Source organism: Acinetobacter sp. ABJ_C5_2 (assembly GCF_044538485.1).
In the GTDB taxonomy this organism is placed as follows: Bacteria; Pseudomonadota; Gammaproteobacteria; order Pseudomonadales; family Moraxellaceae; genus Acinetobacter; species Acinetobacter nosocomialis_A.
In genome coordinates, this window is the sequence record NZ_JBIUCS010000015.1 from 1 (window position 1) to 22658 (window position 22658).

Here is a 22658-nt window from a genome sequence, read left to right on the forward strand (position 1 = left end):
ACTTTAATCTTAAGTCATTTTATGGGAATTCTTCATTTTATGAATTTTCCCACATTTCCTGCATTCTCTTACTTCATCATGTGAAATATCAAAGTCGTATTCCCATATGTGCATACAGAAAAACTGTCTAAAATTATGGAGCATAGACACCTCCTTTTAAAAAACTACCACATATGAAAGTTCTTTATAGCTACAGAATACATCTAGACTAAACTGTCTACAAAAGAGCCTTTAACCCTATCTTTTTTTGAAAAATACGAGAAAAGCTCGGGGTCAAAGAAAAGAATGTATTTTAAAATTTCTATATCTCCTTCATGAGTGAAGATAATTAAAAACTAACATTGATTTCTGTATCTGTTTTTATAGCGAACAAGCGAGTTATGTTCACAGTGAAAACTTATGTGAATAGATCCATCAACATAGATTGTTAAGATCAAAAAAACCGCCCCAGAAGGCGGTCGCTGAATTTTGACAGCGATACATAGAAGTGTGGTGGAAACACTTCTATATTCTTTAAGTTATTTTTCTTCGTTTATAATTTTCATGAACGCTTCTGATTTAAAGTAATTAATGATGAGCTCACCTTCATCATCTGTCTGGACCGCTAATGGCTGAGCCTTAGCGCTATCAAATTCACAGTTAAATTTAAAATCTGGAGGAATAAACTTTGAAATAGGAGGAAGTTGAGCCTCCCCACCTGTAGTCATTCTTTCTATAAATCCTGCTAACCATAAAATATATTCATCCTTATTCTTATGGCTAGGCATTAGGCTAATATCAATTTTAACAGTGCATTCATCTAGGGGCTTTGTCAGACATTCTTCAAAGTCAATAAAGTTATATTTCAGCTTAAATTTTGTACCTTTAATCTCTTTACGGATTACGCCTATCAAGTTATTTAAGTGTTCGGTCGGAGTATCAGAGAAAAGATCATTTTCTTTAATTTTCTTATATACCTTTTCAGCAATCATTAAATATTGTGGCATTTCCTATCTCCTTCCTTCTCCCTTCCATTTTTTGGTAGGTTGCTTACTCAGCTTTTTAAGGAAGTATGATAGAAATCATGTGTTTTAATGTAGTTGTTCGTGAACTAAATGTAAGTAATGTGAACTTGTGCATCTCTATTATTTATTAAAGCACAACTTATAAAAATAATGAGAATTACAACACTATTTTATCGATAAAACTCCTAAATTATCGAAATAATTTCTTGCAGTAAAATGCAGCTCACATAATCAAAAATTATCGATTAACAGACCTTTAAGCGAAATTTTAAAATATTATATAAAACATTGTTTTTAATAAACTTTATTTTCATTCTCTTTTAGAACACAACAAAATCATACAGTTATTGTGATTTTTGACATATAAATTGAATATAAGAATGCTCAGATAAGCCTAACTTGGATGCAAATTAAATGCTTACATGATCAATCAGCTATATCAGCAATATAGTAATATGGCCTTAAGTGCTTGGGGTTTTACTGATTTACCTTCTTATACAGATAGATACGATCCTAATGAGAAAGATATAGTGATAAAGACAAATAACTGGTTAAATGATGATGCAGCAGAAGAAAAAACGCGTCAGGGTCTTACCGCCTTTGTAGCCCTTGATGATGCATTTATGAGTATCGCCTCACGTATCTATTTAATTAGAAATGCCAAGGAAACGATAGATCTACAATATTACATTTGGACCAATGATTTTGTGGGTAACCTCATATTGCATGAACTGCTTAAGGCGGCAGATCGAGGTATTAAAGTTCGACTTTTAATTGATGATCAAAACGGCATAAAACTTGATGGCATATTAAGAAGTCTTTCACAGCATACCAATTTTGAAATTAGATTATTTAATCCCTATAAGTTTCGATATCTACGTATTTTTGACTATATTTTTCGGTTCAAAAAAGTAAATCACCGCATGCATAACAAGCTCATTATTGCAGATGCTTCGATTGCAGTAACAGGCGGTAGAAATATTAGTAGTGAATACTTTGAAGCAAGCAGTAAGTTTCAATTTACAGATATGGATATTTTGTTCTATGGGGATGCCGTAAGGCATGCCCAAGCTGTATTTGCCGATTTTTGGGAAAGTACCTTAAGTGTAAATGCAACTGACATTATTGGAACTTGTGCTGAGCATCATTTAAAAGCTTTAAGAGAGCATTATGAACAATTACACCATGAAGACCATAGCCTTACTGAAGATAAGCTTTATGATGCGCAGAGCTATTTAAAAGAGCTTTTAGAACATAACCCTATTCAGTGGTCTAAAGCACACTTTGTAGCAGACTCGCCCAAGAAGATTTTGGGTACTGCAACTGAACATGAAATGCTTTATGGGCAAGTCATGTCTATTATGGGTAAACCTAAGCAGCACTTAGAACTCGCTTCGGCTTATTTTGTACCGACACAACAAGGTACTTATTATTTAAAGCAACTACGAGTTCAAGGAATCAAAATTCGTGCTTTAACCAACTCTTTTGCTGCGAACGATGTTGCGATCGTACATGCTTTTTATAGCCAATACCGCGTAGAAATGCTTAAAAATGGCATTGAGCTTTACGAGTTTAAACCTGTGTTAGAACGGCGGCGTAGAACTTGGTACGAAATTGTAACGGGGAGCGTTATACCGGCAAAGGGTAAAAATAAATCAAGTTTGCATGCGAAATTTTTTGATGTAGATGGCAAAGTATTTATTGGTTCTTTTAACTTTGACCCCCGCTCTACTTACTTAAATACCGAAGTTGGCTTAGTGATCGAATCTAGCCAGTTACAAACCCAAATTTCGGTCATGTTAGATCGGCATTTGCCGCAAGTAGCCTATCAACTAAAACTGAATAGCCAAGGGCAAATTACTTGGCTAGATTATCAGTCCAATGGGCAAGTTATTGAATATGATAAAGACCCGGGAACTAGTCGCTTTCAAAGAACAATGATTAAAGCTGTTTCTTACCTGCCCATTGAATGGATGATGTAATTTTGAATATTACAAGAATCCAATTTCACTAAAGAATTTTTGATAGGCTTCCGCTTTCTTCTCAAGAGCTAATGGATAGGCTCTAGAAGAGGATGGTAATCGATATAAATGAATATTACGGTCTGCAAAGTAAGTTGATGTCGATGTCCCAATTAAAGGTTTTTCAGTGTTTTCAGGTAAAACCGAAATTAAAGTATCAGTGGCTTTGTCGCCTGTCGTCATAATCGTCTGACATAAAGGAATTTGCTGAAGTAAAGCAGCCAAATCTGTTGGAGTCACAATTTCCAGAAATTTATCGGAAGCATTACCCTTGAGGCGTTTAATTTGATAAGCCGTATCGAAAATGGCTATACCTGTTTCAGTTAAGAAATTTCGGATCCGTTCTTCATTAAATGTTTTCTGATTTTCACTAAAAAAATAGGTTTTATCTTGGAAGAAGATTAAGCCAAAAATTCTCCACATGTCATTTTGAAAGTTTGGATAGTAAAAGTCCATCTTCCATTTATTACGGGGCGGCGGAAAACTCCCCAGCATTAATAAACGGGCATTTTCAGGTAAAAATGGTTGTAGTGGATGGGTTTCTATCTCAATTATCATAAAAAATCATTATTTACTTCAAAATTTATAAGTAACTTAACGCATTTTTAGGTTAATCACGAGTCAAGAAATGCAAATTCTGTTAACGAAAGCGTTAAGTTATTTCATTTCCCACTTGTTGAGGAATGCTAATTTTAAAAATGCTGTGTGAATTTTGGTTGATGTAATCAACCTTCCCTTTGTGTGCAATCACCAGCGCTTGTACAACTGAAAGTCCTAAGCCAGTTCCGCCTAGCTCTTTATTTCTTGACTGCTCAAGCCGAAAAAAAGGATTAAATAATTCTTTATGGTGCTCAGCTGAAATACCTGGTCCTTCATCTTCTATTTCTAGCACCCAATCATGTTGATGATATTGGGTAGAAATTTTTAACTTGCCCGGATTTGCATATCGCGTGGCATTATCAAGTAAAGCAATTAAAATTTGTTCTATTCGTCTATGATCACATTTCACTTCTGGTGCTCGAATATTGAAAGCTACTTTAAGTTGAGCAGTTTGTAGTTTTTCTTGAAACATGTGCACGACTTTATAGGCAGTCTCATTAAAATTTATCGTTTCAATATTAAGTCTGAGCTGTTGGTTTTCAAAAAGACTTAGAGTACGTAAGTCTTCCACAAGGTTCGATAATCCTTCAACTTGACTCAGTAAATTTTTAAATAAAGCCGGCTCGGGTTTAAAGACACCATCAATAATACCTTGTAGCCGTCCTTGTAAAATTGTAACAGGTGTTCTTAGCTCATGGGCAATGGCAGCATTCCAGACATGAGCGTTTTGTACAGAAGTTTCAAGCTTTTGAGCCATATCATTAAAATTATGCATCAGTTCAGCAATTTCGGAAGTATGATGCATAGGGCTGTCCACACGTGCAGATAAATCACCCTGACTAATTTTTTTTGCTGCATCTGCTAATAGATTAATCGGCACAATAAAACGTTGAGCAAGCTTGATACCCAAAATAATTGAAAATGCCGTACCAAACAAAAGCACGGCGAATAACCATACGCCGTCTAAATAGTGGAAAAACTCATCGCTTTCTTTTAATTTTTCAAGAGAAATAAGACCAACTTCGATCGCAACATAATAAGTACCATAACCTAATATGAGCGAACTCAACGTAACAATTAGACTGGTAAAGCTAAGTGCAATAATCAGTTGTTTACTAATGCCGGTTTTATTTTTCATGCGGATTATCCAAACGGTAGCCTACTCCACGAACATTAATTAGCATGTTCTCTAAACCTAGCTCTTCCATTTTCTTTCGTAGCTTACTGACATGGCTATCAACAGTACGCTCAAGCGCATCACGATCTGGTAAGCAATGATTCATCAATTCAGAACGGGTAAAAACTTTATGTGGATGAGGTAGCATTAATAGCAAAATTTTGTATTCAGTCAGGGTCAAATTAAGCGCTTGTTGCTTGGTACCTAAATATATATAGGCAGTATGAATTTCGGTATTAACCTCAATACTTTTATAAATCAGATTTCGGTTAGACATTTGCTGATTTTGTTGGGTGCGCCGTAATACTGCTTGTACGCGTGCAACCACTTCATTGGGATTAAATGGTTTTACAACAAAGTCATCTGCCCCAATTCTAAGAGCCATGACTTTATCAATTTCTTGATCTAAAGCAGTTAGCATAATCACAGGTGTAGCTGCTTTTTGCCGAATTTTATTTAGAACTTCCCATCCACTTAATTCGGGCATTTTTATATCGAGTATGACCAAATCAATAGGCTGAGTTGCATGTATTTCAATGGCCTGTTTACCATTCATGGCACGTACGACACGCATGCCTTCGCGTTTTAAATAATGCTCAATAATATCGCCAATATCATAGTCATCTTCTACCACAAGAATAAGCTTATCCTGACAATTAAACGTAAAGGTTGACTCGAACATAGCAATAAAACGCAAGAAAATTTGATTTATGATACGCGCATTTTTCCGTAAATCTCCACACTTTTTCCACATATTAGTGATTTTAGTTACACACACATCAAAAATAATGCCAGCATCTAGAAGTCCATTAGGTGTTACAAAAGTGCAGAAGCATTTTTTAGTTCCATTCATATTCTCAATTAGTCTTGTTTTGCATGGTTGTGGTAAAGAACAAGCGACAGATCAAGCTCAAGCACCAGAAGCTAAAGTCACTGTTTTAGCAATTCAACCGCAGTCTGTGAACTTTAGTGAAAACCTACCTGCACGAGTTCAGGCTTTCCGTACAGCCGAAATTCGTCCTCAGGTAGGCGGTATTGTTGAAAAAGTTCTGTTCACCCAAGGTAGTGAAGTCAAGGCTGGACAACCTTTATATAAAATAAACTCGGAAATTTTTGAAGCTGATGTAAATAGTAATCGAGCTGGCCTAAATAAAGCAGAAGCAGAAGTTAATCGTTTAAAAGTACAACTTGAACGCTATCAACAACTCTTACCAAGCAACGCAATTAGTAAGCAAGAAGTAAGTAATGCCGAGTCGCAATATCGACAAGCGATTGCAGATGTTGCCCAAATGAAAGCTTTGCTGGCTCGTCAAAATCTTAATTTACAGTACGCCACAGTGCGAGCGCCAATTTCAGGCCGTATTGGTAAATCGTTTGTGACCGAAGGTGCTCTAGTCAGCCAAGCTGATAGCAATACAATGGCTACCATTCAACAAATTGACCGTGTTTATGTCGATGTAAAACAATCTATTGGTGAATATGAGCGCTTAAAGGCAGCCTTACAAAGCGGAGAATTATCTGCCAACAATCAAAAAGGTGTGCAAATTTTGAATAGTTTGGGACAACCTTATAACGTATCGGCAAAAATGCTTTTTGAAGATATTAATGTTGACCCTGAAACGGGTGATGTCACCATCCGTATTGAAGTGACCAATCCTGAAAGAAAATTACTACCGGGCATGTATGTTCGCGTCAATATTGAACGCGCTTCTGTTCCACAAGCTTTACTTGTTCCGGAACAAGCTATTCAGCGCAATATGAACGGCGACCCACAAGTTTATATTGTAAATACCAAAGGTGGTGCAGATATACGCCCTGTAGAGCTAGGCCAACAATATCAACAATTTTATCTCATCAATAAGGGATTGAAAGCTGGAGATAAAGTTGTCGTTGAAGGGATTGAGCGTATTCAGCCTAACCAAAAGCTAGCGATTTCAGCATGGAAAGTCGCCTCGGCAGAAAACACGGTGAAGCAAGGAGATGCTAAATGATGTCTCAATTCTTTATTCGCCGGCCTGTTTTTGCATGGGTAATTGCGATTTTTATTATTTTATTTGGTGTACTGAGTATTCCAAAGTTGCCTATTGCACGCTTTCCAAGTGTTGCACCTCCTCAGGTGAACATTACGGCAAGCTATCCTGGCGCTACTCCCAAAACGATTAATGATAGCGTGATTACGCTCATTGAACGGGAAATGTCTGGAGTAAAAAATTTACTCTACTATAGTGCGACAACTGATTCGTCAGGAACTGCTGAAATTACTGCGACATTTAAGCCCGGTACTGATGTCGATATGGCTCAGATTGACGTACAAAATAAGATTAAAGCGGTTGAAGCCCGCTTACCGCAAGTTGTTCGTCAACAAGGTTTAGCAGTCGAAGCATCATCCTCGGGCTTTTTAATGCTGGTCGGTTTAAACTCACCTAACCATCGTTATTCAGAAGTCGATTTAAGTGATTACTTAGTTCGTAATGTGGTCGAAGAACTGAAACGTGTTGAGGGTGTCGGAAAAATTCAGTCTTTTGGTGCTGAAAAAGCAATGCGGATTTGGGTTGACCCCAATAAATTGATTTCTTATGGTCTATCGATTAGTGATGTAAACAATGCGATTCGCAGCAATAACATTGATATTGCACCAGGTCGGCTTGGTGACCGCCCTTTAGTTAGCGGGCAGCTAATTACAGTACCTTTATCTGCTCAAGGGCAACTCGAAACAGTTGAGCAGTTTAAGAATATTAGCTTAAAGAGCAATATTAGCGGTGCTCATATTAAGTTATCGGATGTAGCCGGTGTAGAAATGGGTGCGCAATCGTATAGCTTTGCAATTTTAGAAAATGGTAAACCTGCAACGGCTGCGGCAATTCAGCTCAGTCCTGGTGCAAATGCAGTAAAAACAGCCGATGCGGTAAAGCAGAAACTCGATGAATTAAAAGTAAACTTACCCGAAGGAATGCAATTCAGTATTCCTTATGACACTGCACCTTTCGTTAAAATCTCGATAGAAAAAGTAGTGCATACCTTACTTGAAGCCATGGTGCTGGTTTTTATTGTGATGTATGTATTTCTTCATAATGTTCGCTATACCTTAATTCCTGCGATCGTGGCACCAATTGCCCTGCTCGGCACCTTTACCATCATGCTTTTGACAGGTTACTCAATTAATGTGTTGACCATGTTCGGTATGGTGCTTGCCATCGGGATTATTGTCGATGATGCGATTGTGGTGGTCGAGAATGTTGAACGGATTATGGCAACTGAAGGCTTATCGCCTAAAGAAGCGACCTCTAAAGCCATGACAGAGATTACCAGCCCAATTATTGGTATTACCTTGGTGTTAGCGGCTGTATTTTTACCAATGGCTTTGGCAAGTGGTTCAGTTGGTATTATCTATCGCCAATTTACGATTACCATGTCGGTTTCAATTTTATTCTCGGCATTTTTAGCTTTAACCTTAACCCCCGCACTTTGTGCAACCTTGCTCAAACCAATTGATGCCCACCATCAAAAGAAAGGATTTTATGCATGGTTTGATCGAAGCTTTGATAAGGTCACAAAAAAGTATGAAGTTATTCTTTTAAAAGTTGTTAAACATACGATTCCTACATTCATCATTTTTGTGGGGATTACAGGCCTAACTTTTGCAGGTATTAAATATTGGCCAACTGCCTTTATGCCTGAAGAAGATCAAGGCTGGTTTTTAACTTCGTTCCAATTACCTTCTGATGCAACTGCAGAACGGACTCAAAAAATTGTCAAAGAGTTTGAAGGTCATCTAAATGAACAATCAGATGTAAAAAGCAATATTTCAATTATGGGTTGGGGATTTAGTGGCGCTGGCCAAAACGTTGCGCTCGCTTTTACAACCTTAAAAGATTTTGGTGAACGTGATAAATCTACAACTGACTATACCAACTTTGTTAATGCAGAAATGGCGAAAAGTAAGGAAGGTACAACGATGTCTGTACTTCCTCCAGCCATTGATGAGTTAGGTACCTCTTCAGGCTTTAGCTTGCGTTTACAAGATAAGGCCAATTTAGGAATGCCGGCTTTAATTTCGGCGCAAAATAAACTCATGGAAATGGCCGCTCAAAACAAAAAGTTTTATATGGTTTATCCAGAAGGCTTGCCACAAGGTGACAATATTAGTTTGAAAATAGACCGTGAGAAGTTAAATACCTTAGGTGTTAGCTTTGCTTCTGTTTCAGATATTATTTCGACTTCTATGGGGTCAATGTATATCAATGACTTCCCAAATCAAGGTCGTATGCAGCAGGTCATTGTTCAAGCTAATGCACAATCGCGCATGCATTTAAAAGATATTTTGAACTTGAAGGTTGCAGGCGCAAATGGACAACTGGTGTCTTTATCTGAGGTGGTCACTCCACAGTGGAACAAGTTGCCGCAGCAATATAATCGATATAATGGCCGTCCTTCATTAAGTATTGCTGGGGTTCCTAATATTGGAGTTTCTTCAGGCGATGCAATGCGAGAAATGGAAAAATTGATTGCCAAACTTCCTCAAGGAATTGGCTATGAATGGACAGGTATTTCTTTGCAAGAAAAACAGTCTGAATCGCAAATGGCATTTCTAATTGCTTTATCGATGTTGGTCGTATTCTTAGTGTTAGCTGCACTTTATGAAAGTTGGTCAATTCCCCTGTCAGTTATGTTGGTTGTTCCTTTAGGTATTTTTGGGGCTATTTTGGCTATTATGTTAAGAGGAATGCCAAATGATATTTTCTTCAAAATTGGTCTGATTACTATTATTGGTTTATCTGCCAAAAACGCGATCTTAATTGTTGAGTTTGCAAAAATGCTTAAAGAAGAAGGTATGAGCTTAATTGAAGCAGCGGTTGCGGCAGCGAAGCTACGTTTACGTCCAATTTTAATGACTTCCCTTGCCTTTACTTGTGGTGTGATTCCGTTGGTAATTGCAAGTGGTGCGAGTTCAGAAACTCAGCATGCTCTAGGGACTGGTGTATTTGGAGGTATGATCTCTGCGACTATTCTGGCTATATTTTTCGTACCGGTCTTCTTTATTTTTGTGTTGGGAGCCGCAGAGAAACTATTTTTAAAGAAGAAAACTAATCCATAAAACTGATTGAGGCGAAACAGTTAAGTGTTTCGCCTCAATTATTTCTTTTATATTCATGCTAAAACCAAATTGTTTAAGAGTTTAAGACCTTAAAAACTTTACCTGTTCTTGGATGAGCAAAAGTATTGTCTTGATCTAAATTGATGACTTTGTCTGAAATCACAATCTTGGAAAGCGGTAACCAGTTTTGTTCTATTGCAGTTGAAGCCAAACTTTTTTCAAGTGCATTTTCAAAAATTTGCTCGACCACAATTTCCATACCACACATACTTTTTGCATTAACTTCTTTTAAAATATGACGTTTAGACATTTTAGTCTCCATTTTTTATTCTTAACGTTAAAAATAATAAAGGGTGTTTTGCTACAACATGTAAAATTTAGCATTTGAAGTTTTTTTTTGTTTTAAACATATTTATTTAATAATTAAATGAATAGTGAAATAATTATTTAAAATAGGAGTTATTATTAAACTAGCTTATAAAAAGCTTCCTTATTTTAAGTAAATTTAATTTATAAGAGCATATTTAAAGGGTCCACGTATGAACCCCTTTATTTAACTTTAAACCTGTACAGCATTGTCGAGTGAATTATCATCTTTGTTTTTATTATTATCCTTACTAGTCAATGAGTCAGCATCGTTATCGGTACTAAAGCTCTTACTGTTTTTTTGCTTCTTCTTGTACACGCACATGCCAATAGCAATACCTGTTCCTAGTACTAAAATTGATTTTAACATTTTGCACCTCTTCAGTTGACGGAGAAACTTTTGAGAAATCAACTTAAATTAATAGCACATTCTTTGTTATTTAAGGGCTTTGATTTGAACCGCTTTTGTAAGGTATTTAATTTTTATGTTAATTGAAGAGTGTAATAGTTTCAAAAATAAATTTTAATACAAAGCAAAAAGCCTATTCTAAAAATAGAATAGGCTTTCTACTGTATTTCAGGATTAAGCAGTATTATTAATTGCTTTAAGCAATCTTATTTATCTTTAAATACAATTCCAATGTATTTAATGCTGAACTTTTAGTCAAGATGGGAAAGGGATCATTTGCAATTAATTGGTCATTCTTGTGATGAGATTCACATTTTATAATTGAGCAATAAAAAACGCCCATTTCTACTTCTCATAAAGAAATGGGCGCACGTGAAAACCACTAAAGACCTGAAATACCAAATGTTCTTACATTTAGTAATATCGATTCTAATTAATTTACCGAATGGTTGACAATTAAACCATTTGTACTTTTTTTAGTCATTTCGGCCAATAAAAAATGCAAAATAATTCGCTATTTTCAATATGTTTAGCAATAAATTATTTACTTAGAATGCGATTTAGTACGGTTAACCAGTTAGAAAAACAAATTTTTTCTATAGTCTCATTTGAATAATGCCTTTTTTGCATTGCTTCAATGAGTAGTTGTAGCCCCCTCACATCTTCAATTTCATGGCTAATGAGTGCTCCATCAAAGTCGGAACCAAAACCGACATGATCTTCCCCCATTTGATCTATTAAATATTCAAGATGCTCTAAAAGTACATCAATGGATGTGTTGGCATCACGTTGCCCGTCTTTACGTAAAAAAGCCACATCAAAATTTACCCCAACTATGCCTTTAGAGTCTCTGATCGCTTTGAGTTGGTCATTTGTTAGGTTTCTGGCTTGTGGACATAAAGCATGCACATTCGAATGAGTCGCGACAATTGGCTGCTGAAGAATGTTAGCTGTATCCCAAAAAGCTTTTTCATTCATATGGGAAACATCAATCACCATTTTTTTATCAGCACAGCGTTTTATAAATGCTTTACCATCGTGTGTAAGGCCAGCTCCCGTGTCGGGTGAATGGGGAAACTTAGCATTTAAACCATGTCCAAAACGACTGGATCTATTCCAAAGCGGTCCAATGCTACGAAGCCCTGCATCATAAAATACATCGAGTAAATCTGGATTGTGCTGTAATGCTTCGGCGCCTTCCATATGCAATACAATGGCTAACTTTTGTTTTGCTAAACAGTTCTGAATATCCTGAACAGTTGTGCAAATTTGAATATCGTTAGAATATTCGGCCAGTTGTTTTGCTAAATCGAGTTGTTCCAGACAAATTTGTTCAATTTGCTGTTGTGTGAAGTCAGATGAAGTTTGGTCAAAAAGTTTATAAGGGTGATGCTGCTGAACATAGGCAAAAGGTGGCAAGAAAATAGCAAACATACCGCCAACAAAGCCTGCTTCTTGACAGCGTTTTAAATCGAGATGTCCCGCTAAACGGTCATGAATAAAAGCTTGAGCAGGATTGCGATGATTGCTTAACCACAGGCGCGTTAGTGCATCGTTATGACCATCAAAAACAGGAACTGAGCCATGATTCATATTTACGTTCTCACCGCTATTCATCTGCAATATTTTGAACAGGAATGTTTTGCTGAACCGTAAATTGCTTTGAATTTTTAGTGTTACGGAACACCAGTTTTTCTAGAGAGGAATCAAGTTCACTCTCGGCACGTGCCTGTTCAATCAGCTGATGATATGGCGATTTACCACAGACAGGGTCTGCATTGCTTGCATCGCCTGTTAACATATAAGCTTGGCAACGACAGCCGCCAAAGTCGCGGTCTTTATCTGGACAATTACGACACCCTTCTGGCATCCATGCATCGCCACGGAAGTGATTAAAACCGGTAGACTCATACCAAATTTTTGATAGGCTTTGTTCACGAACATTTGGGAAAGAAATAGGCAACTGTCTAGCGGCGTGACAAGGTAAAGCCAGACCATCTGGCGCTACCGTAAAGAAAATTTTACCCCAGCCATTCATACAAGCTTTTGGTCTTTCTTCGTAATAGTCAGGCACTACAAAAATAAGTTTGCAAGGATGATTTTGCGCTTTTAACTTGTCGCGATATTCATTGGTAATACGTTCGGCACGTATGAGTTGTTCTTGAGTTGGTAATAAACCCTGACGGTTTAAAAATGCCCAGCCATAAAACTGACAAATTGCTAACTCGACTGTATCGGCATTAAGTTCTAGACAAAGCTCGATAATTTTATCAATTTGATCAATGTTATGCCGATGAATCACAAAATTAAGAACCATCGGATAGTCATATTTCTTAACAAGTCGGCACATTTCATACTTTTGTTCAAAAGCATGTTTCGACCCTGCCAAAGCGTCATTAACAACTGGGTCACTTGCCTGAAAGCTAATTTGAATATGGTCTAGGCCAGCTTGTTTTAAATGGGAAATACGCTGTTCGGTAAGTCCCATACCAGAGGTAATTAGGTTGGTGTAGAACCCAAGTTGGTGCGCATGTGCCACAAGCTGTTCTAGATCTTGACGTACTAAAGGTTCACCACCCGAAAAACCGAGTTGTACAGCCCCCATTTGACGTGCTTGATCAAAAACATCAAACCACTCTTGAGTGTTCAATTCATTTTTGTGCTGTGCGTAGTCTAAAGGGTTTGAACAATATGGACATTGTAGCGGACAACGATACGTTAGCTCCGCTAGTAGCCATAGGGGTAAACCAACACCATTGGTCATATAAAATCAATCCAGTGCTGTTGCTGGGCAACTAACATGTAATCAATAACATCGTTGTCAATTTCGGCTATATTGCCAAATTGTTGCTTGAGTTGGGCAATAATGGCAGAAACGTTATTTTTTCCATCAATATACTGTCCAATGGCCCCTGCACTTTCATTTAACTTGATCATGCCTTCAGGATATAAAATCACAAAGCCATTTTGAGCGGGTTCAAATTGAAAGCGGTAACCTTGTCGCCATGTCGGCACAAGATTTACATCAAATTGCTCTTTATTCATTTAAATAGTCCTTTGTGCCATACCCGTTCTTTGGTCACACTGTGATATGGTGCTTCGTTGTGTACGTATGCCAGTGTTAAGGCATCTAAAATGCTCCATAAAATATCCAGTTTAAACTGCAATATTTCCAGCATTCTTTGTTGTTGCTCATGAGTGGTAAATGAATCCAGCGTAATTGTTAAACCGTGTTCAACATCACGGCGTGCTTGACTTAAACGAGAGCGGAAATATTCATAGCCCTTGTCATCAATCCAAGGGTAATGCTGTGGCCATGACTCAAGACGAGACTGATGAATTTGAGGCGCAAATAATTCGGTTAAAGAGCTGCTTGCTGCCTCACGCCATGATGCACGGCGTGCGAAATTTACATAGGCATCTACGGCAAAGCGTACACCCGGTAAAACCAATTCTTCGGAAATAACTTGTTCACGGCTCAAACCAACAGCTTCTGCTAAACATAGCCAAGCCTCTCGGCCACCACCGTCAGGATATTCGCCATCCTGATCAATCATGCGTTGAATCCATTCCTGTCGCACACGTTGATCAGGACAATTTGCCATGATCGCAGCATCTTTGAGCGGAATATTGATTTGATAGTAGTAGCGGTTTGCAACCCAAGCCTGAATTTGTTGTTGAGTGGCTTTTCCTTCATACATCATCACATGAAATGGGTGATAGATATGATAATACTGACCTTTATCAATAATGGCCTGTTTAAATTGTTCAGTCGTTAAAGCTTCAGGTGTTTGTGTCATAGCGCACCTTAGAGTTCGATCTGCATGCCATCATAGGCAACCTCTACACCATTTGCCTTTAGTTCGGCAAACTGAGCGGAGTCTTCATTTAAAATCGGATTGGTATTGTTAATATGAATTAGTACTTTTTTCGGTGTATTGAGTTGGTTCAAATAAGACAGTGAACCACCTTCACCACTAATATATAAATGCCCCATTTCACGGCCAGTTTTTTTACCTACACCCGTTTGTTGCATTTCATCATCGGTCCAAAGTGTACCGTCAATCATGACACAATCAGAACTTTGCATAATCTGCATGATTTGATCGTCAATCTTTCCAAGCCCTGGCGCATAAAACAACTGTTTTTGTGTTTTGTGATCTTTGATGATTAAGGCAATATTGTCGCCCTCATGCGGGTCATGGCGATGTGGCGAGTATGGTGGTGCAGCGCTTTGAATAATTAAAGGTAAAAATTCTAAATTTTCAAAACCATCAATTTTAAAAGCTTGTTTAGGATCAATTTCATTATATTGAAGACCGCCATTCCAGTGCTTCAACATATTAAAGACTGGAAAACCTGTGGTCAGGTCTTGATAGACCATTTCTGTACACCACACATTCAATGGACAGCCTTCACGTAAAGTTAACAGTCCAGTAGTATGGTCAAGCTGGCTATCCATTAAAATAACATTAGTAATGCCAGTGTCACGTAATTTACGCGCAGGTTGAGCTGCTTTAAAGTCAAATAATTGTTGGCGGATATCTGGTGATGCGTTTAATAAAATCCAGTCTATGCCGTTTTCTGAGATCGCAATTGAAGATTGAGTACGTACTTTGGCATTAATCGTACCTGTACGCACACCATGACAATTAGGACAATTACAGTTCCACTGAGGGAAGCCGCCTCCAGCCGCTGAACCTAAAATATAAATATACATAAAATTAATATCTTATTAGAAAGACATAAGCCCTAGAACAAAACTAGGGCTTATGACAGATTTGAATAGAAATAATTAACGTGCTTCAAAGTACATTGTTACTTCAAAACCAATACGTAAATCAGTGAAAGCTGGTTTTGTCCATTGCATAAATTTTTCTCCAGTTAGGATTAATCTTGTGAAATGAATCACTTGATCAAATCTTATAAAGCAATTAAAAATTTATTCTAATTAAAAATGTCACGTTTGTAGATAAGCTTGGCACAAGATATTGTTCGATAATTGTGTTTTTTGTCCAAATTTTAATAACTCCTTATCAATCAAAGGCGATTAAAAGGCCATAGCAGATGTATATTCTGCTATGACGGATGTTTTACACGGCTGAGTTCATTAAGTATTGCTGCGCAATATAAAGCTCTTGCCCCTCTTTAGGCTGACATTGCATCCAAGTTCCATCTGCTTGTAGTTCCCACGCTTGACGATTATCTTTTAGATAATTGTTTAGCCCATCTTCAATCACTTGTTTCTTTAATTTTTTACTTTCGATTGGGAAGCAGGTTTCGATACGCGAGAACAAATTACGTTCCATCCAGTCTGCACTGGCGCAAAACACTTTTGTATCACCATCATTATAAAAATAGTAAACCCGAGTATGTTCTAAATAGCGTCCAACAATTGAACGTACTCGAATATTATCGGACAACCCTGCAACTTGTGGTCTTAAACAGCAAATTGAACGAATAATTAAATCAATTTGTACACCCGCTTGGGAAGCTTTATAAAGCGCGCTAATGAGCTGCGGTTCAGTGAGTGCATTCACTTTAATGATGATATGTGCCTTCTTGCCAGCAAGACGATTTTTAATTTCCTGCTCAATAAGCTCTAGCAACTGAGAGTGCAAGGTAAACGGTGCATGAAAAAGTTTTTTAAGCTTCGCCATTTTGCCCATACCAGTCAGTTCTTGAAAAATCTTATGCACGTCTTCACAAATTTCAGCATCACTGGTAAGCAGGCCAAAATCGGTATAAATTTTGGCATTCACCGCATGATAGTTGCCTGTACCCAAGTGAACATATCTTTTCATTTTGTCTTGTTCACGGCGAACGACCAAAATCATTTTAGCGTGAGTTTTATAGCCAACAATGCCATACACCACAACCGCGCCCGCTTCTTGCAACACGTTGGCTACTTCAATATTGGATTCTTCGTCAAAACGTGCCCGTAACTCAATGACCGCAGTAACTTCTTTTCCATTACGCGCAGCTTCTGCCAAAAGTTGAACGATTTCTGAGTTGGCTCCACTACGGTATAAGGTTTGTTTAATCGCCAAGACATTTGGGTCTTGTGCAGCCTCACGAAGGAACTTGATAACAGGTGCAAAAGAATCAAATGGATGATGAAGTAAAACATCCCCTGCTTTTAACACATCAAAAATTGGCTTTTTACTGTAGAGGAGTTTTGGTAAAACTTGTTGATACGGTTTATAGCGTAAATCTGGCAAATCAAAGTTTGAGATAAAGCGGGCTAAGTTGACAGGACCATCGACGTAATAAAGATGTTCAGCATCTAAATCAAATTGTTCTAATAAATAGTTAGCAATTTCTTCAGGACATTTTTTTGCTACTTCTAAACGAACTGCTTGACCAAAACGGCGTGAAGACAATTCACCCTTTAAAGCAGCTGCCAAGTCTTCTACATCTTCAGAAACTGTTAAATCGGCATTTCGGGTTACACGAAATTGATGACAACCTGTCGCTTTCATGCCGGGGAATAAATCCGAGATGTGCTGATGAATAATAGCCGAGAGCAAAATGTAATGTTCTGCACCACCAGAAATATGTTCTGGAATTTTAACCAGTCTTGGTAAAGAGCGCGGTGCCGGCACAATAGCTAAATCAATTTGACGTCCGAAAGCGTCTTTACCTTCTAAAGTCACAATAAAATTGAGGCTTTTATTGACGAGTCTTGGAAATGGATGTGCAGGGTCTAAACTAATTGGTGTGACTACAGGTTGTACTTCTTTAAAAAAGTATTCTTTAATCCAGTCTTTATGCTTTTCTAATATATCGCCGTGCTGAATAAAGTGAACGCCATAGCCTTGTAGCTGTGGCAACAAGGTATAATTTAAAATGTTATATTGCTCTTCAACGGCTTCATGAGCATTTTTCGAAATTTGCTTTAATACTTCTGCTAATGGCAAACCCTCTGGCCCAGTTGCTTGACTCATTAGGCTAATTTTCTGGATTAAACTCGCCACACGGATTTCAAAAAACTCATCCAGATTACGCGAAAAAATAATTAAAAAATTTAAACGTTCAAGTAATGGGTGTTCAATATCTTTGGCCTGAGCAAGCACTCGCTTATGAAACTCTAATAAAGAGAGTTCTCTATTAATATATGTCTCTAAATTATGCTGGTTTGAGCTAGATAAAGTTGGTAATGATGTCATTCTTGACTCTTATAATTGATAAAAAGTGAACATGAATAAAAAAGATTAATTTAATAATGTATAACCGATTTTATTCACCGGACATTTTGTAACTGTTTTATTGCAAATTCATGAATTTTTTATGAAAACCTTAAAAATTACGATCTATTTTAGCGCCTTATCTATTTCCTTTTGATCATGCTTATCTACCATCATCTTAGCATTATTTTTTTAAAGATCATCTGATTTTGATTAAGATTTAGTTTTCATCAAATATTCACACAGTATGCGTATTTTTTATGCATCTTAATTCACCAATTGATAAAAAATGACGACTTTAAATATATTATTTAAGACAACATCTTTATGTCTGGCGATGGCTTTATTAGCCGGTTGTAATGATAACAATGACAGTGATTCAAATACATCTACGCCACGAAGTAATCAGACTGTCGATATTTTAGCTTTTAATGACTTTCATGGAAATTTAGAACCGCCTAAACGCTACGTTGATGCAGCTAACCCAAATGATGCATCTCAGACAGTACGTATTCCAGTTGGGGGTGTGAGTTACTTTGCAGACGCAATTAAGAAACTTAGAGCTCAAAATCCCAATAATGCTGTTGTTTCAGCAGGTGACTTAATTAGCGCTTCTCCACTCACTTCTTCACTATTTTTAGATGAACCTACCATTGATGTCATGAATGATATTCAAATTGACTTTAATGCTGTGGGTAACCATGAGTTTGACCGCGGTACAGATGAGTTACGCCGTTTGCAAAATGGTGGCTGTCAACAATATACAAGCACAGCACCCTGCCAAATTAATAAAAACTTTAGTGGTGCAAAATTTAATTTCCTTGCCGCTAACGTCGCAATGAAAAACGATGCAAGTAAAACGATTTTTCCAGCGTATAAAGTCAAAACTTATGGCGGAATTCCGGTTGCATTTATTGGTTTAACGCTTAAAGCAACTCCAAGTATTGTGTCTGCGGCTGGTATTAAAGACGTTGAATTTCGTGATGAAGCAGATACGGTAAATGCCCTAATTCCTGAACTACAAAAACAAGGAGTTCAGGCTTTTGTGGTGGTTGTCCATGAAGGTGCAGCACCAAGTACTAAGCTTAATCAAAAAACATGTGATGGTTTAAGTGGGCCTATTTTAGGTATTTTAGATCGCTTAAATCCGGCAGTTGATATTGTTGTTTCAGGTCACACGCATCAATCTTATATTTGTGACTATGCAACTAAAAATCCGGCTAAACCATTCTTACTGACTTCCGCTGGTCAATATGGCACACTGATTACCGATATTAAGATTGAGCTAGATGGTAAAACCGGTGACATCATTAAAAAAGATGCTAAACAAGTTCCGGTTCAAAGTGAGGCTTATACTTCAGGTACCACCACTGTAAACCTTACAGATCTTTATCAAAAATTTAGTAAGACACCAAGTATCGAAGCGATTTTAGACAAATACCGTCAAGCAGTAACTACTATTTCTGGGCGTGTGGTTGGAACGTCTACTGCCGTTGTGAGCCGTACTCAAGTCGAAAGTGGTGAAAGCCCGCTAGGCGATATGATTGCTGATGCACAGCAAGCCTCTGCTCTTAAAGCAAGCGATCAGGGTTCGGACTTTACACTCATGAACCCAGGTGGTGTACGTGCCGACCTACTGATTAACAGCAGTAATCAAATTACCTTTGGTGATATTTTTGCGGTTCAACCTTTTGGTAATTCGATTGTGACGCTGAGCTTAACCGGTAAACAAATTCGAGATGTGCTTGAGCAGCAATGGACTGGTGGAAATGCAAGCTCACCTAAAATTTTACAACCATCTAAAGAGTTAAGTTATCAATATTCAGCAAATACAACTGTTTCACCGAGAGCAAGCAATATTATGATTGCTGGTTCCCCATTGGTTGACACCAAGGTATACCGTGTAACAGTCAATAGCTTCTTGGCAGATGGTGGTGACAACTTTACGGTGTTAAAGGATGGTCAGAACCGTGTTGGTGGTGGTCAAGATATTGATGCCTTTGAGAGCTATGTTGCTAAAAATTCACCGTTAATTATTCCGGCTACGACCCGAATTAAAGTCATCAAGTAATTGATTGAGTGACGTATAAAGGACAGTAGAAGCTGTCCTTTATTTTTTTATATGAAAATTTAGAAGGGATTCTTTATTCAGTATAGAGATTAAGTTCTACACTGCTGATGTCTGCTCCAGTATTTGCAAAAATAATATCCATAACTTCGTGCAATAGTTCCTTCACTTTTTCATGTTCAAAGCTTGAAGTTTCGGCTGTTTTTAAGCAAATCAGATTACAACTCATTTTGTCTTTTCTGAGTTTATAAATACTTTTACTTTTTCCCAAAAACACTCTTTTGACGAGTTTACGATTTTCAAATTCAGATAAAATTCGGTAAATAGTTCCTAGCGTAATTTTATATTCATTTTTAAGTTGTGCATAAATACTATCGGCACTTAAGCCGTGAGGGTTCTGATTTAAAATTTCAAAAACCTGTATTCTCGATTTTTTTATCGGTAGTCCATTTAATAATGATTTTGATATTGTCGTCATGTTAATTAACCTTAAAGTTTAGAAATATAGAAAGTTTTAAAAATTATTTTGTCTATATTTACCTGAAAATTATGGATATTTACTCACTAAAAAGCTCAAAGCCTATTCCCCTATGAATAAGCTTTGAGTCTAGATTTAACTTAGAAACTATAAGTCGCTTTCACAAAGTAATTGCGGCCATAAAGTTTGGTATTAAAAGTTTTGTTTTTATCTTCCAAGTCAACATCGGTCAGGTTTTTTACACCGTAGTCCAGTGTTAAACGTGGCGTAATAGGAGATGTAAACGTGACGTCATAGGTCGTATAAGCTGGTAATTCTTTAGTCGCTGAGTACATTTGTTTGCCGACATAACTCACGCCTGCATTTACACGGAAGTCTTGAACTGGTGCCCAAGAAATAGAGCCATTGGCAAGCCATTCTGGTCGTTCGGTTAAGTCTTTACCTGTAGTTTTGTTTTTCGCGTCTAGATAAGTTGCGTTTGCCTTAACACCTAAATTGTCAGTGAAATCATATCCACCTGTAAGCTCCACACCTTTGAGTTCTGCGCGGCTCACATTGGTCCAGATTTTTCTAAAATCACCTACTAAACGCGGGTCACCATCACTTAAGGTAATGGCTTCAATCAAGTTCTTTACATCATTTTGGAAAACCGTAACGCCAGCATTCCAGTTTGGACGGGTCACAATTAAGGATGCTTCATAGTTGGTACTTTCTTCTGGCGCTAGGTTTGGATTACCTCGAATATGACAGCTGCCACCACATGAAATCATTGAGTAGTTAATATCTAGCTGAGCAGGTGCTGGTACCTTATAAGCTTGTCCCACACCACCTTTAAGTATGACTCCTTCAGCGAGTTGATATGCTAAATAGGCTTTACCCGTCGTTTTACCATCAAAGTCATCAAAATCGTCGTAACGACCACCTAATGTTAAGGTAAGTGCATCATTAATATGGGTATCGTTTTGCACAAAAATGCCATAACTTTTTTGCTGGTTTTTCCCTGTGCCGATATAACTTACGACATCTGTAATTTTCTGATCTTTATAATCAAAACCACTGGTCGTATTATTCATGAGCCAGTCAAAGTTGGCAAAAGCACGGCCAATTAAATTTTCTTGTTTATAGTGACGGCTTTGCGGCGCATCGTACTCACTGTCATAGTCATAGATTTTAGCTGTTTCTTTACCAATATAAGCTTCTGTTTTTCCCCAAGCCCATTTACCACGGTGAGCAATGCCTACATTGGTTCGCTTCATTTCAGATTCTTGAATAGATGTTGCTGCATCTTGCGTCAGCGGGCGTTTATCGTTGTTATAACCCAAATCTAAATCTAGAGTTTGCTGATCATTAATATTCCAGCTTAAAGTACCATTTACGTTTTTGGTGTCTTTTTCTACAAAATATGCACCATCTGGATCTGGCTGGCCTTTTCTATACCACGCATCGCGGTTATAGGCGTCACCTGCCAGAGTAAAACTTAAATTATCGGTTAAACCACCATATAGGTTAAATCCATAACGGTACTGGTTTTTACCATCGCCTCGGTCAGCCCGGTTATATTGACCAAAAATAGAACCGTGTAATTGTCCATCTTCTGCTTTTTTAGTAATGATGTTAATTACACCGCCCATCGCATCTGCGCCATAGAGTGATGACATAGGCCCACGAATCACTTCAACACGCTCAATGCTATTTAAAGGAATTGCGCTCCAGTCAAAGTCATTACCTCGCCACATGGCGCCATTAGATGACATGCGTTTACCGTTTAAAAGAATTAAGGTGTAGTTCCCCGAGGTATTCAGCATTCCCCGTATAACGATTTTATCTTGGCCACTGTTATAGTTATAAACCCCAGCTTGTTTTTGTAAAACATCGGCAAGGCTGAGTGCCGCACTACGTTCAATATCTTCACTTGTGATGACACTAATGGATGCGGGTGCTTTATCTACATCTTGTTCTTTTAAAGCAGCAGAAACCACAATAGTTTTAAGTTTTTGAACAGGTTCATTTGTACCCTGTTGCTCAATATCTGTATTTGCTTGGACTGCGAATGGAAGCAGTGTTGAGAGAGCGACCACCAGCGCCTTTTTCGTTAATGTCATTTCTCGGTCCTTATATTTTATAACGATTACCATATGATAATTGTTATCATTTATGATGTGCCGAGCATGATAGCCTCATGACTTTTATTGTTCAAGATAAAAGTAATTATTATTTATATAATGATAATCATTATTGTTTGTTTGATTTAAA

The 22658-nt window shown here is 37.6% G+C and carries 19 protein-coding genes; 4 read left to right on the plus strand and 15 right to left on the minus strand.

Features of this window, described 5'->3' with window-relative positions; genetic code table 11:
• Positions 1-518: 518 nt before the first annotated feature.
• Positions 519-986 (minus strand): hypothetical protein, encoded by a 468-nt coding sequence (locus tag ACH8JV_RS12795; protein WP_396521600.1) that lies wholly within the window; start codon positions 984-986, stop codon positions 519-521.
• Positions 987-1426: 440 nt separating this feature from the next.
• Here ACH8JV_RS12795 and ACH8JV_RS12800 point away from each other — a divergent pair, with 440 nt between their 5' ends.
• On the plus strand, positions 1427-2986 hold the full coding sequence (locus ACH8JV_RS12800; RefSeq protein WP_396521602.1) for a phospholipase D family protein: 1560 nt from the start codon (positions 1427-1429) through the stop codon (positions 2984-2986).
• 9 nt (positions 2987-2995) lie between these two features.
• Here ACH8JV_RS12800 and ACH8JV_RS12805 read toward each other — a convergent pair whose 3' ends face one another.
• The 3 genes from ACH8JV_RS12805 to adeR form a co-directional block, all read right to left on the minus strand.
• Positions 2996-3583: a uracil-DNA glycosylase family protein gene (locus ACH8JV_RS12805; RefSeq protein WP_396521604.1), complete on the minus strand. Its 588-nt coding sequence runs from the start codon at positions 3581-3583 to the stop codon at positions 2996-2998.
• A gap of 94 nt (positions 3584-3677) precedes the next feature.
• A complete protein-coding gene (adeS, locus tag ACH8JV_RS12810; protein WP_396521606.1) occupies positions 3678-4763 on the minus strand; it encodes a two-component sensor histidine kinase AdeS in 1086 nt (361 codons plus the stop codon).
• Positions 4753-5484: an efflux system response regulator transcription factor AdeR gene (gene adeR / locus ACH8JV_RS12815; RefSeq protein ID WP_396521683.1), complete on the minus strand. Its 732-nt coding sequence runs from the start codon at positions 5482-5484 to the stop codon at positions 4753-4755. The genes adeS and adeR overlap by 11 nt, the downstream gene beginning before the upstream one ends.
• A 142-nt stretch (positions 5485-5626) precedes the next feature.
• Between adeR and ACH8JV_RS12820 the strand changes: the two genes are divergently transcribed.
• Together ACH8JV_RS12820 and ACH8JV_RS12825 are read left to right on the plus strand one after the other, a co-directional pair.
• Positions 5627-6793 carry an efflux RND transporter periplasmic adaptor subunit gene (locus ACH8JV_RS12820; RefSeq protein ID WP_396521608.1) on the plus strand — a complete coding sequence of 389 codons (1167 nt, stop codon included), beginning with the start codon at positions 5627-5629 and terminating at the stop codon, positions 6791-6793.
• Entirely contained in the window at positions 6790-9897 is a 3108-nt protein-coding gene (locus ACH8JV_RS12825; RefSeq protein WP_396521610.1) for an AdeB/AdeJ family multidrug efflux RND transporter permease subunit, read from the plus strand. Before ACH8JV_RS12820 ends, ACH8JV_RS12825 begins: the two co-directional genes overlap by 4 nt.
• 73 nt (positions 9898-9970) lie before the next feature.
• Here the strand turns inward: ACH8JV_RS12825 and ACH8JV_RS12830 are convergent, their stop codons facing one another.
• The 9 genes from ACH8JV_RS12830 to ppk1 all read right to left on the minus strand — a co-directional run bounded on the left by ACH8JV_RS12830 (position 9971) and on the right by ppk1 (position 17841).
• Positions 9971-10207, minus strand: coding sequence for a hypothetical protein (locus ACH8JV_RS12830; protein ID WP_311087620.1), 237 nt, complete (start codon positions 10205-10207; stop codon positions 9971-9973).
• Between the two features lie 249 nt (positions 10208-10456).
• Positions 10457-10633: a hypothetical protein gene (locus ACH8JV_RS12835; RefSeq protein WP_396521612.1), complete on the minus strand. Its 177-nt coding sequence runs from the start codon at positions 10631-10633 to the stop codon at positions 10457-10459.
• Between the two features lie 579 nt (positions 10634-11212).
• Positions 11213-12265, minus strand: a complete 1053-nt coding sequence (locus ACH8JV_RS12840) for a dipeptidase (protein WP_396521614.1) — start codon at positions 12263-12265, stop codon at positions 11213-11215.
• Positions 12266-12281: 16 nt separating this feature from the next.
• Positions 12282-13436, minus strand: coding sequence for a pyrroloquinoline quinone biosynthesis protein PqqE (gene pqqE, locus ACH8JV_RS12845; protein ID WP_396521616.1), 1155 nt, complete (start codon positions 13434-13436; stop codon positions 12282-12284).
• On the minus strand, positions 13433-13717 hold the full coding sequence (gene pqqD, locus ACH8JV_RS12850; RefSeq protein ID WP_032048213.1) for a pyrroloquinoline quinone biosynthesis peptide chaperone PqqD: 285 nt from the start codon (positions 13715-13717) through the stop codon (positions 13433-13435). The genes pqqE and pqqD overlap by 4 nt, the downstream gene beginning before the upstream one ends.
• Positions 13714-14472 (minus strand): pyrroloquinoline-quinone synthase PqqC, encoded by a 759-nt coding sequence (gene pqqC / locus ACH8JV_RS12855; RefSeq protein ID WP_396521618.1) that lies wholly within the window; start codon positions 14470-14472, stop codon positions 13714-13716. Before pqqC ends, pqqD begins: the two co-directional genes overlap by 4 nt.
• An 8-nt stretch (positions 14473-14480) precedes the next feature.
• Positions 14481-15392, minus strand: a complete 912-nt coding sequence (pqqB, locus tag ACH8JV_RS12860) for a pyrroloquinoline quinone biosynthesis protein PqqB (protein WP_396521621.1) — start codon at positions 15390-15392, stop codon at positions 14481-14483.
• Between the two features lie 75 nt (positions 15393-15467).
• Positions 15468-15542 (minus strand): pyrroloquinoline quinone precursor peptide PqqA, encoded by a 75-nt coding sequence (pqqA, locus tag ACH8JV_RS12865; protein WP_001982218.1) that lies wholly within the window; start codon positions 15540-15542, stop codon positions 15468-15470.
• A 223-nt stretch (positions 15543-15765) separates the two neighbouring features.
• Positions 15766-17841 (minus strand): polyphosphate kinase 1, encoded by a 2076-nt coding sequence (ppk1, locus tag ACH8JV_RS12870; RefSeq protein ID WP_396521623.1) that lies wholly within the window; start codon positions 17839-17841, stop codon positions 15766-15768.
• Between the two features lie 307 nt (positions 17842-18148).
• On the opposite strand from ppk1, the gene ACH8JV_RS12875 reads away from it, so the two are divergent.
• Positions 18149-19930: a bifunctional metallophosphatase/5'-nucleotidase gene (locus ACH8JV_RS12875; RefSeq protein ID WP_396521625.1), complete on the plus strand. Its 1782-nt coding sequence runs from the start codon at positions 18149-18151 to the stop codon at positions 19928-19930.
• 73 nt (positions 19931-20003) lie between these two features.
• Here ACH8JV_RS12875 and ACH8JV_RS12880 read toward each other — a convergent pair whose 3' ends face one another.
• Both ACH8JV_RS12880 and ACH8JV_RS12885 read right to left on the minus strand, forming a co-directional pair.
• A complete protein-coding gene (locus ACH8JV_RS12880) occupies positions 20004-20405 on the minus strand; it encodes a transcriptional repressor (RefSeq protein WP_077163922.1) in 402 nt (133 codons plus the stop codon).
• A gap of 140 nt (positions 20406-20545) precedes the next feature.
• Positions 20546-22507, minus strand: a complete 1962-nt coding sequence (locus ACH8JV_RS12885; RefSeq protein WP_396521627.1) for a TonB-dependent receptor plug domain-containing protein — start codon at positions 22505-22507, stop codon at positions 20546-20548.
• Positions 22508-22658 lie beyond the last annotated feature (151 nt).

What these genes read in the sequence shown, in the direction of transcription:
- ACH8JV_RS12795 (WP_396521600.1), bottom strand. Translation starts at nt 986, where the DNA reads ATGCCACAATATTTAATGATTGCTGAAAAGGTATATAAGAAAATTAAA.
- ACH8JV_RS12800 (WP_396521602.1), top strand. Translation starts at nt 1,427, where the DNA reads ATGATCAATCAGCTATATCAGCAATATAGTAATATGGCCTTAAGTGCT.
- ACH8JV_RS12805 (WP_396521604.1), bottom strand. Translation starts at nt 3,583, where the DNA reads ATGATAATTGAGATAGAAACCCATCCACTACAACCATTTTTACCTGAA.
- adeS (WP_396521606.1), bottom strand. Translation starts at nt 4,763, where the DNA reads ATGAAAAATAAAACCGGCATTAGTAAACAACTGATTATTGCACTTAGC.
- adeR (WP_396521683.1), bottom strand. Translation starts at nt 5,484, where the DNA reads ATGTTCGAGTCAACCTTTACGTTTAATTGTCAGGATAAGCTTATTCTT.
- ACH8JV_RS12825 (WP_396521610.1), top strand. Translation starts at nt 6,790, where the DNA reads ATGATGTCTCAATTCTTTATTCGCCGGCCTGTTTTTGCATGGGTAATT.
- ACH8JV_RS12830 (WP_311087620.1), bottom strand. Translation starts at nt 10,207, where the DNA reads ATGTCTAAACGTCATATTTTAAAAGAAGTTAATGCAAAAAGTATGTGT.
- ACH8JV_RS12835 (WP_396521612.1), bottom strand. Translation starts at nt 10,633, where the DNA reads ATGTTAAAATCAATTTTAGTACTAGGAACAGGTATTGCTATTGGCATG.
- ACH8JV_RS12840 (WP_396521614.1), bottom strand. Translation starts at nt 12,265, where the DNA reads ATGAATCATGGCTCAGTTCCTGTTTTTGATGGTCATAACGATGCACTA.
- pqqE (WP_396521616.1), bottom strand. Translation starts at nt 13,436, where the DNA reads ATGACCAATGGTGTTGGTTTACCCCTATGGCTACTAGCGGAGCTAACG.
- pqqD (WP_032048213.1), bottom strand. Translation starts at nt 13,717, where the DNA reads ATGAATAAAGAGCAATTTGATGTAAATCTTGTGCCGACATGGCGACAA.
- pqqC (WP_396521618.1), bottom strand. Translation starts at nt 14,472, where the DNA reads ATGACACAAACACCTGAAGCTTTAACGACTGAACAATTTAAACAGGCC.
- pqqB (WP_396521621.1), bottom strand. Translation starts at nt 15,392, where the DNA reads ATGTATATTTATATTTTAGGTTCAGCGGCTGGAGGCGGCTTCCCTCAG.
- ppk1 (WP_396521623.1), bottom strand. Translation starts at nt 17,841, where the DNA reads ATGACATCATTACCAACTTTATCTAGCTCAAACCAGCATAATTTAGAG.
- ACH8JV_RS12875 (WP_396521625.1), top strand. Translation starts at nt 18,149, where the DNA reads ATGACGACTTTAAATATATTATTTAAGACAACATCTTTATGTCTGGCG.
- ACH8JV_RS12880 (WP_077163922.1), bottom strand. Translation starts at nt 20,405, where the DNA reads ATGACGACAATATCAAAATCATTATTAAATGGACTACCGATAAAAAAA.
- ACH8JV_RS12885 (WP_396521627.1), bottom strand. Translation starts at nt 22,507, where the DNA reads ATGACATTAACGAAAAAGGCGCTGGTGGTCGCTCTCTCAACACTGCTT.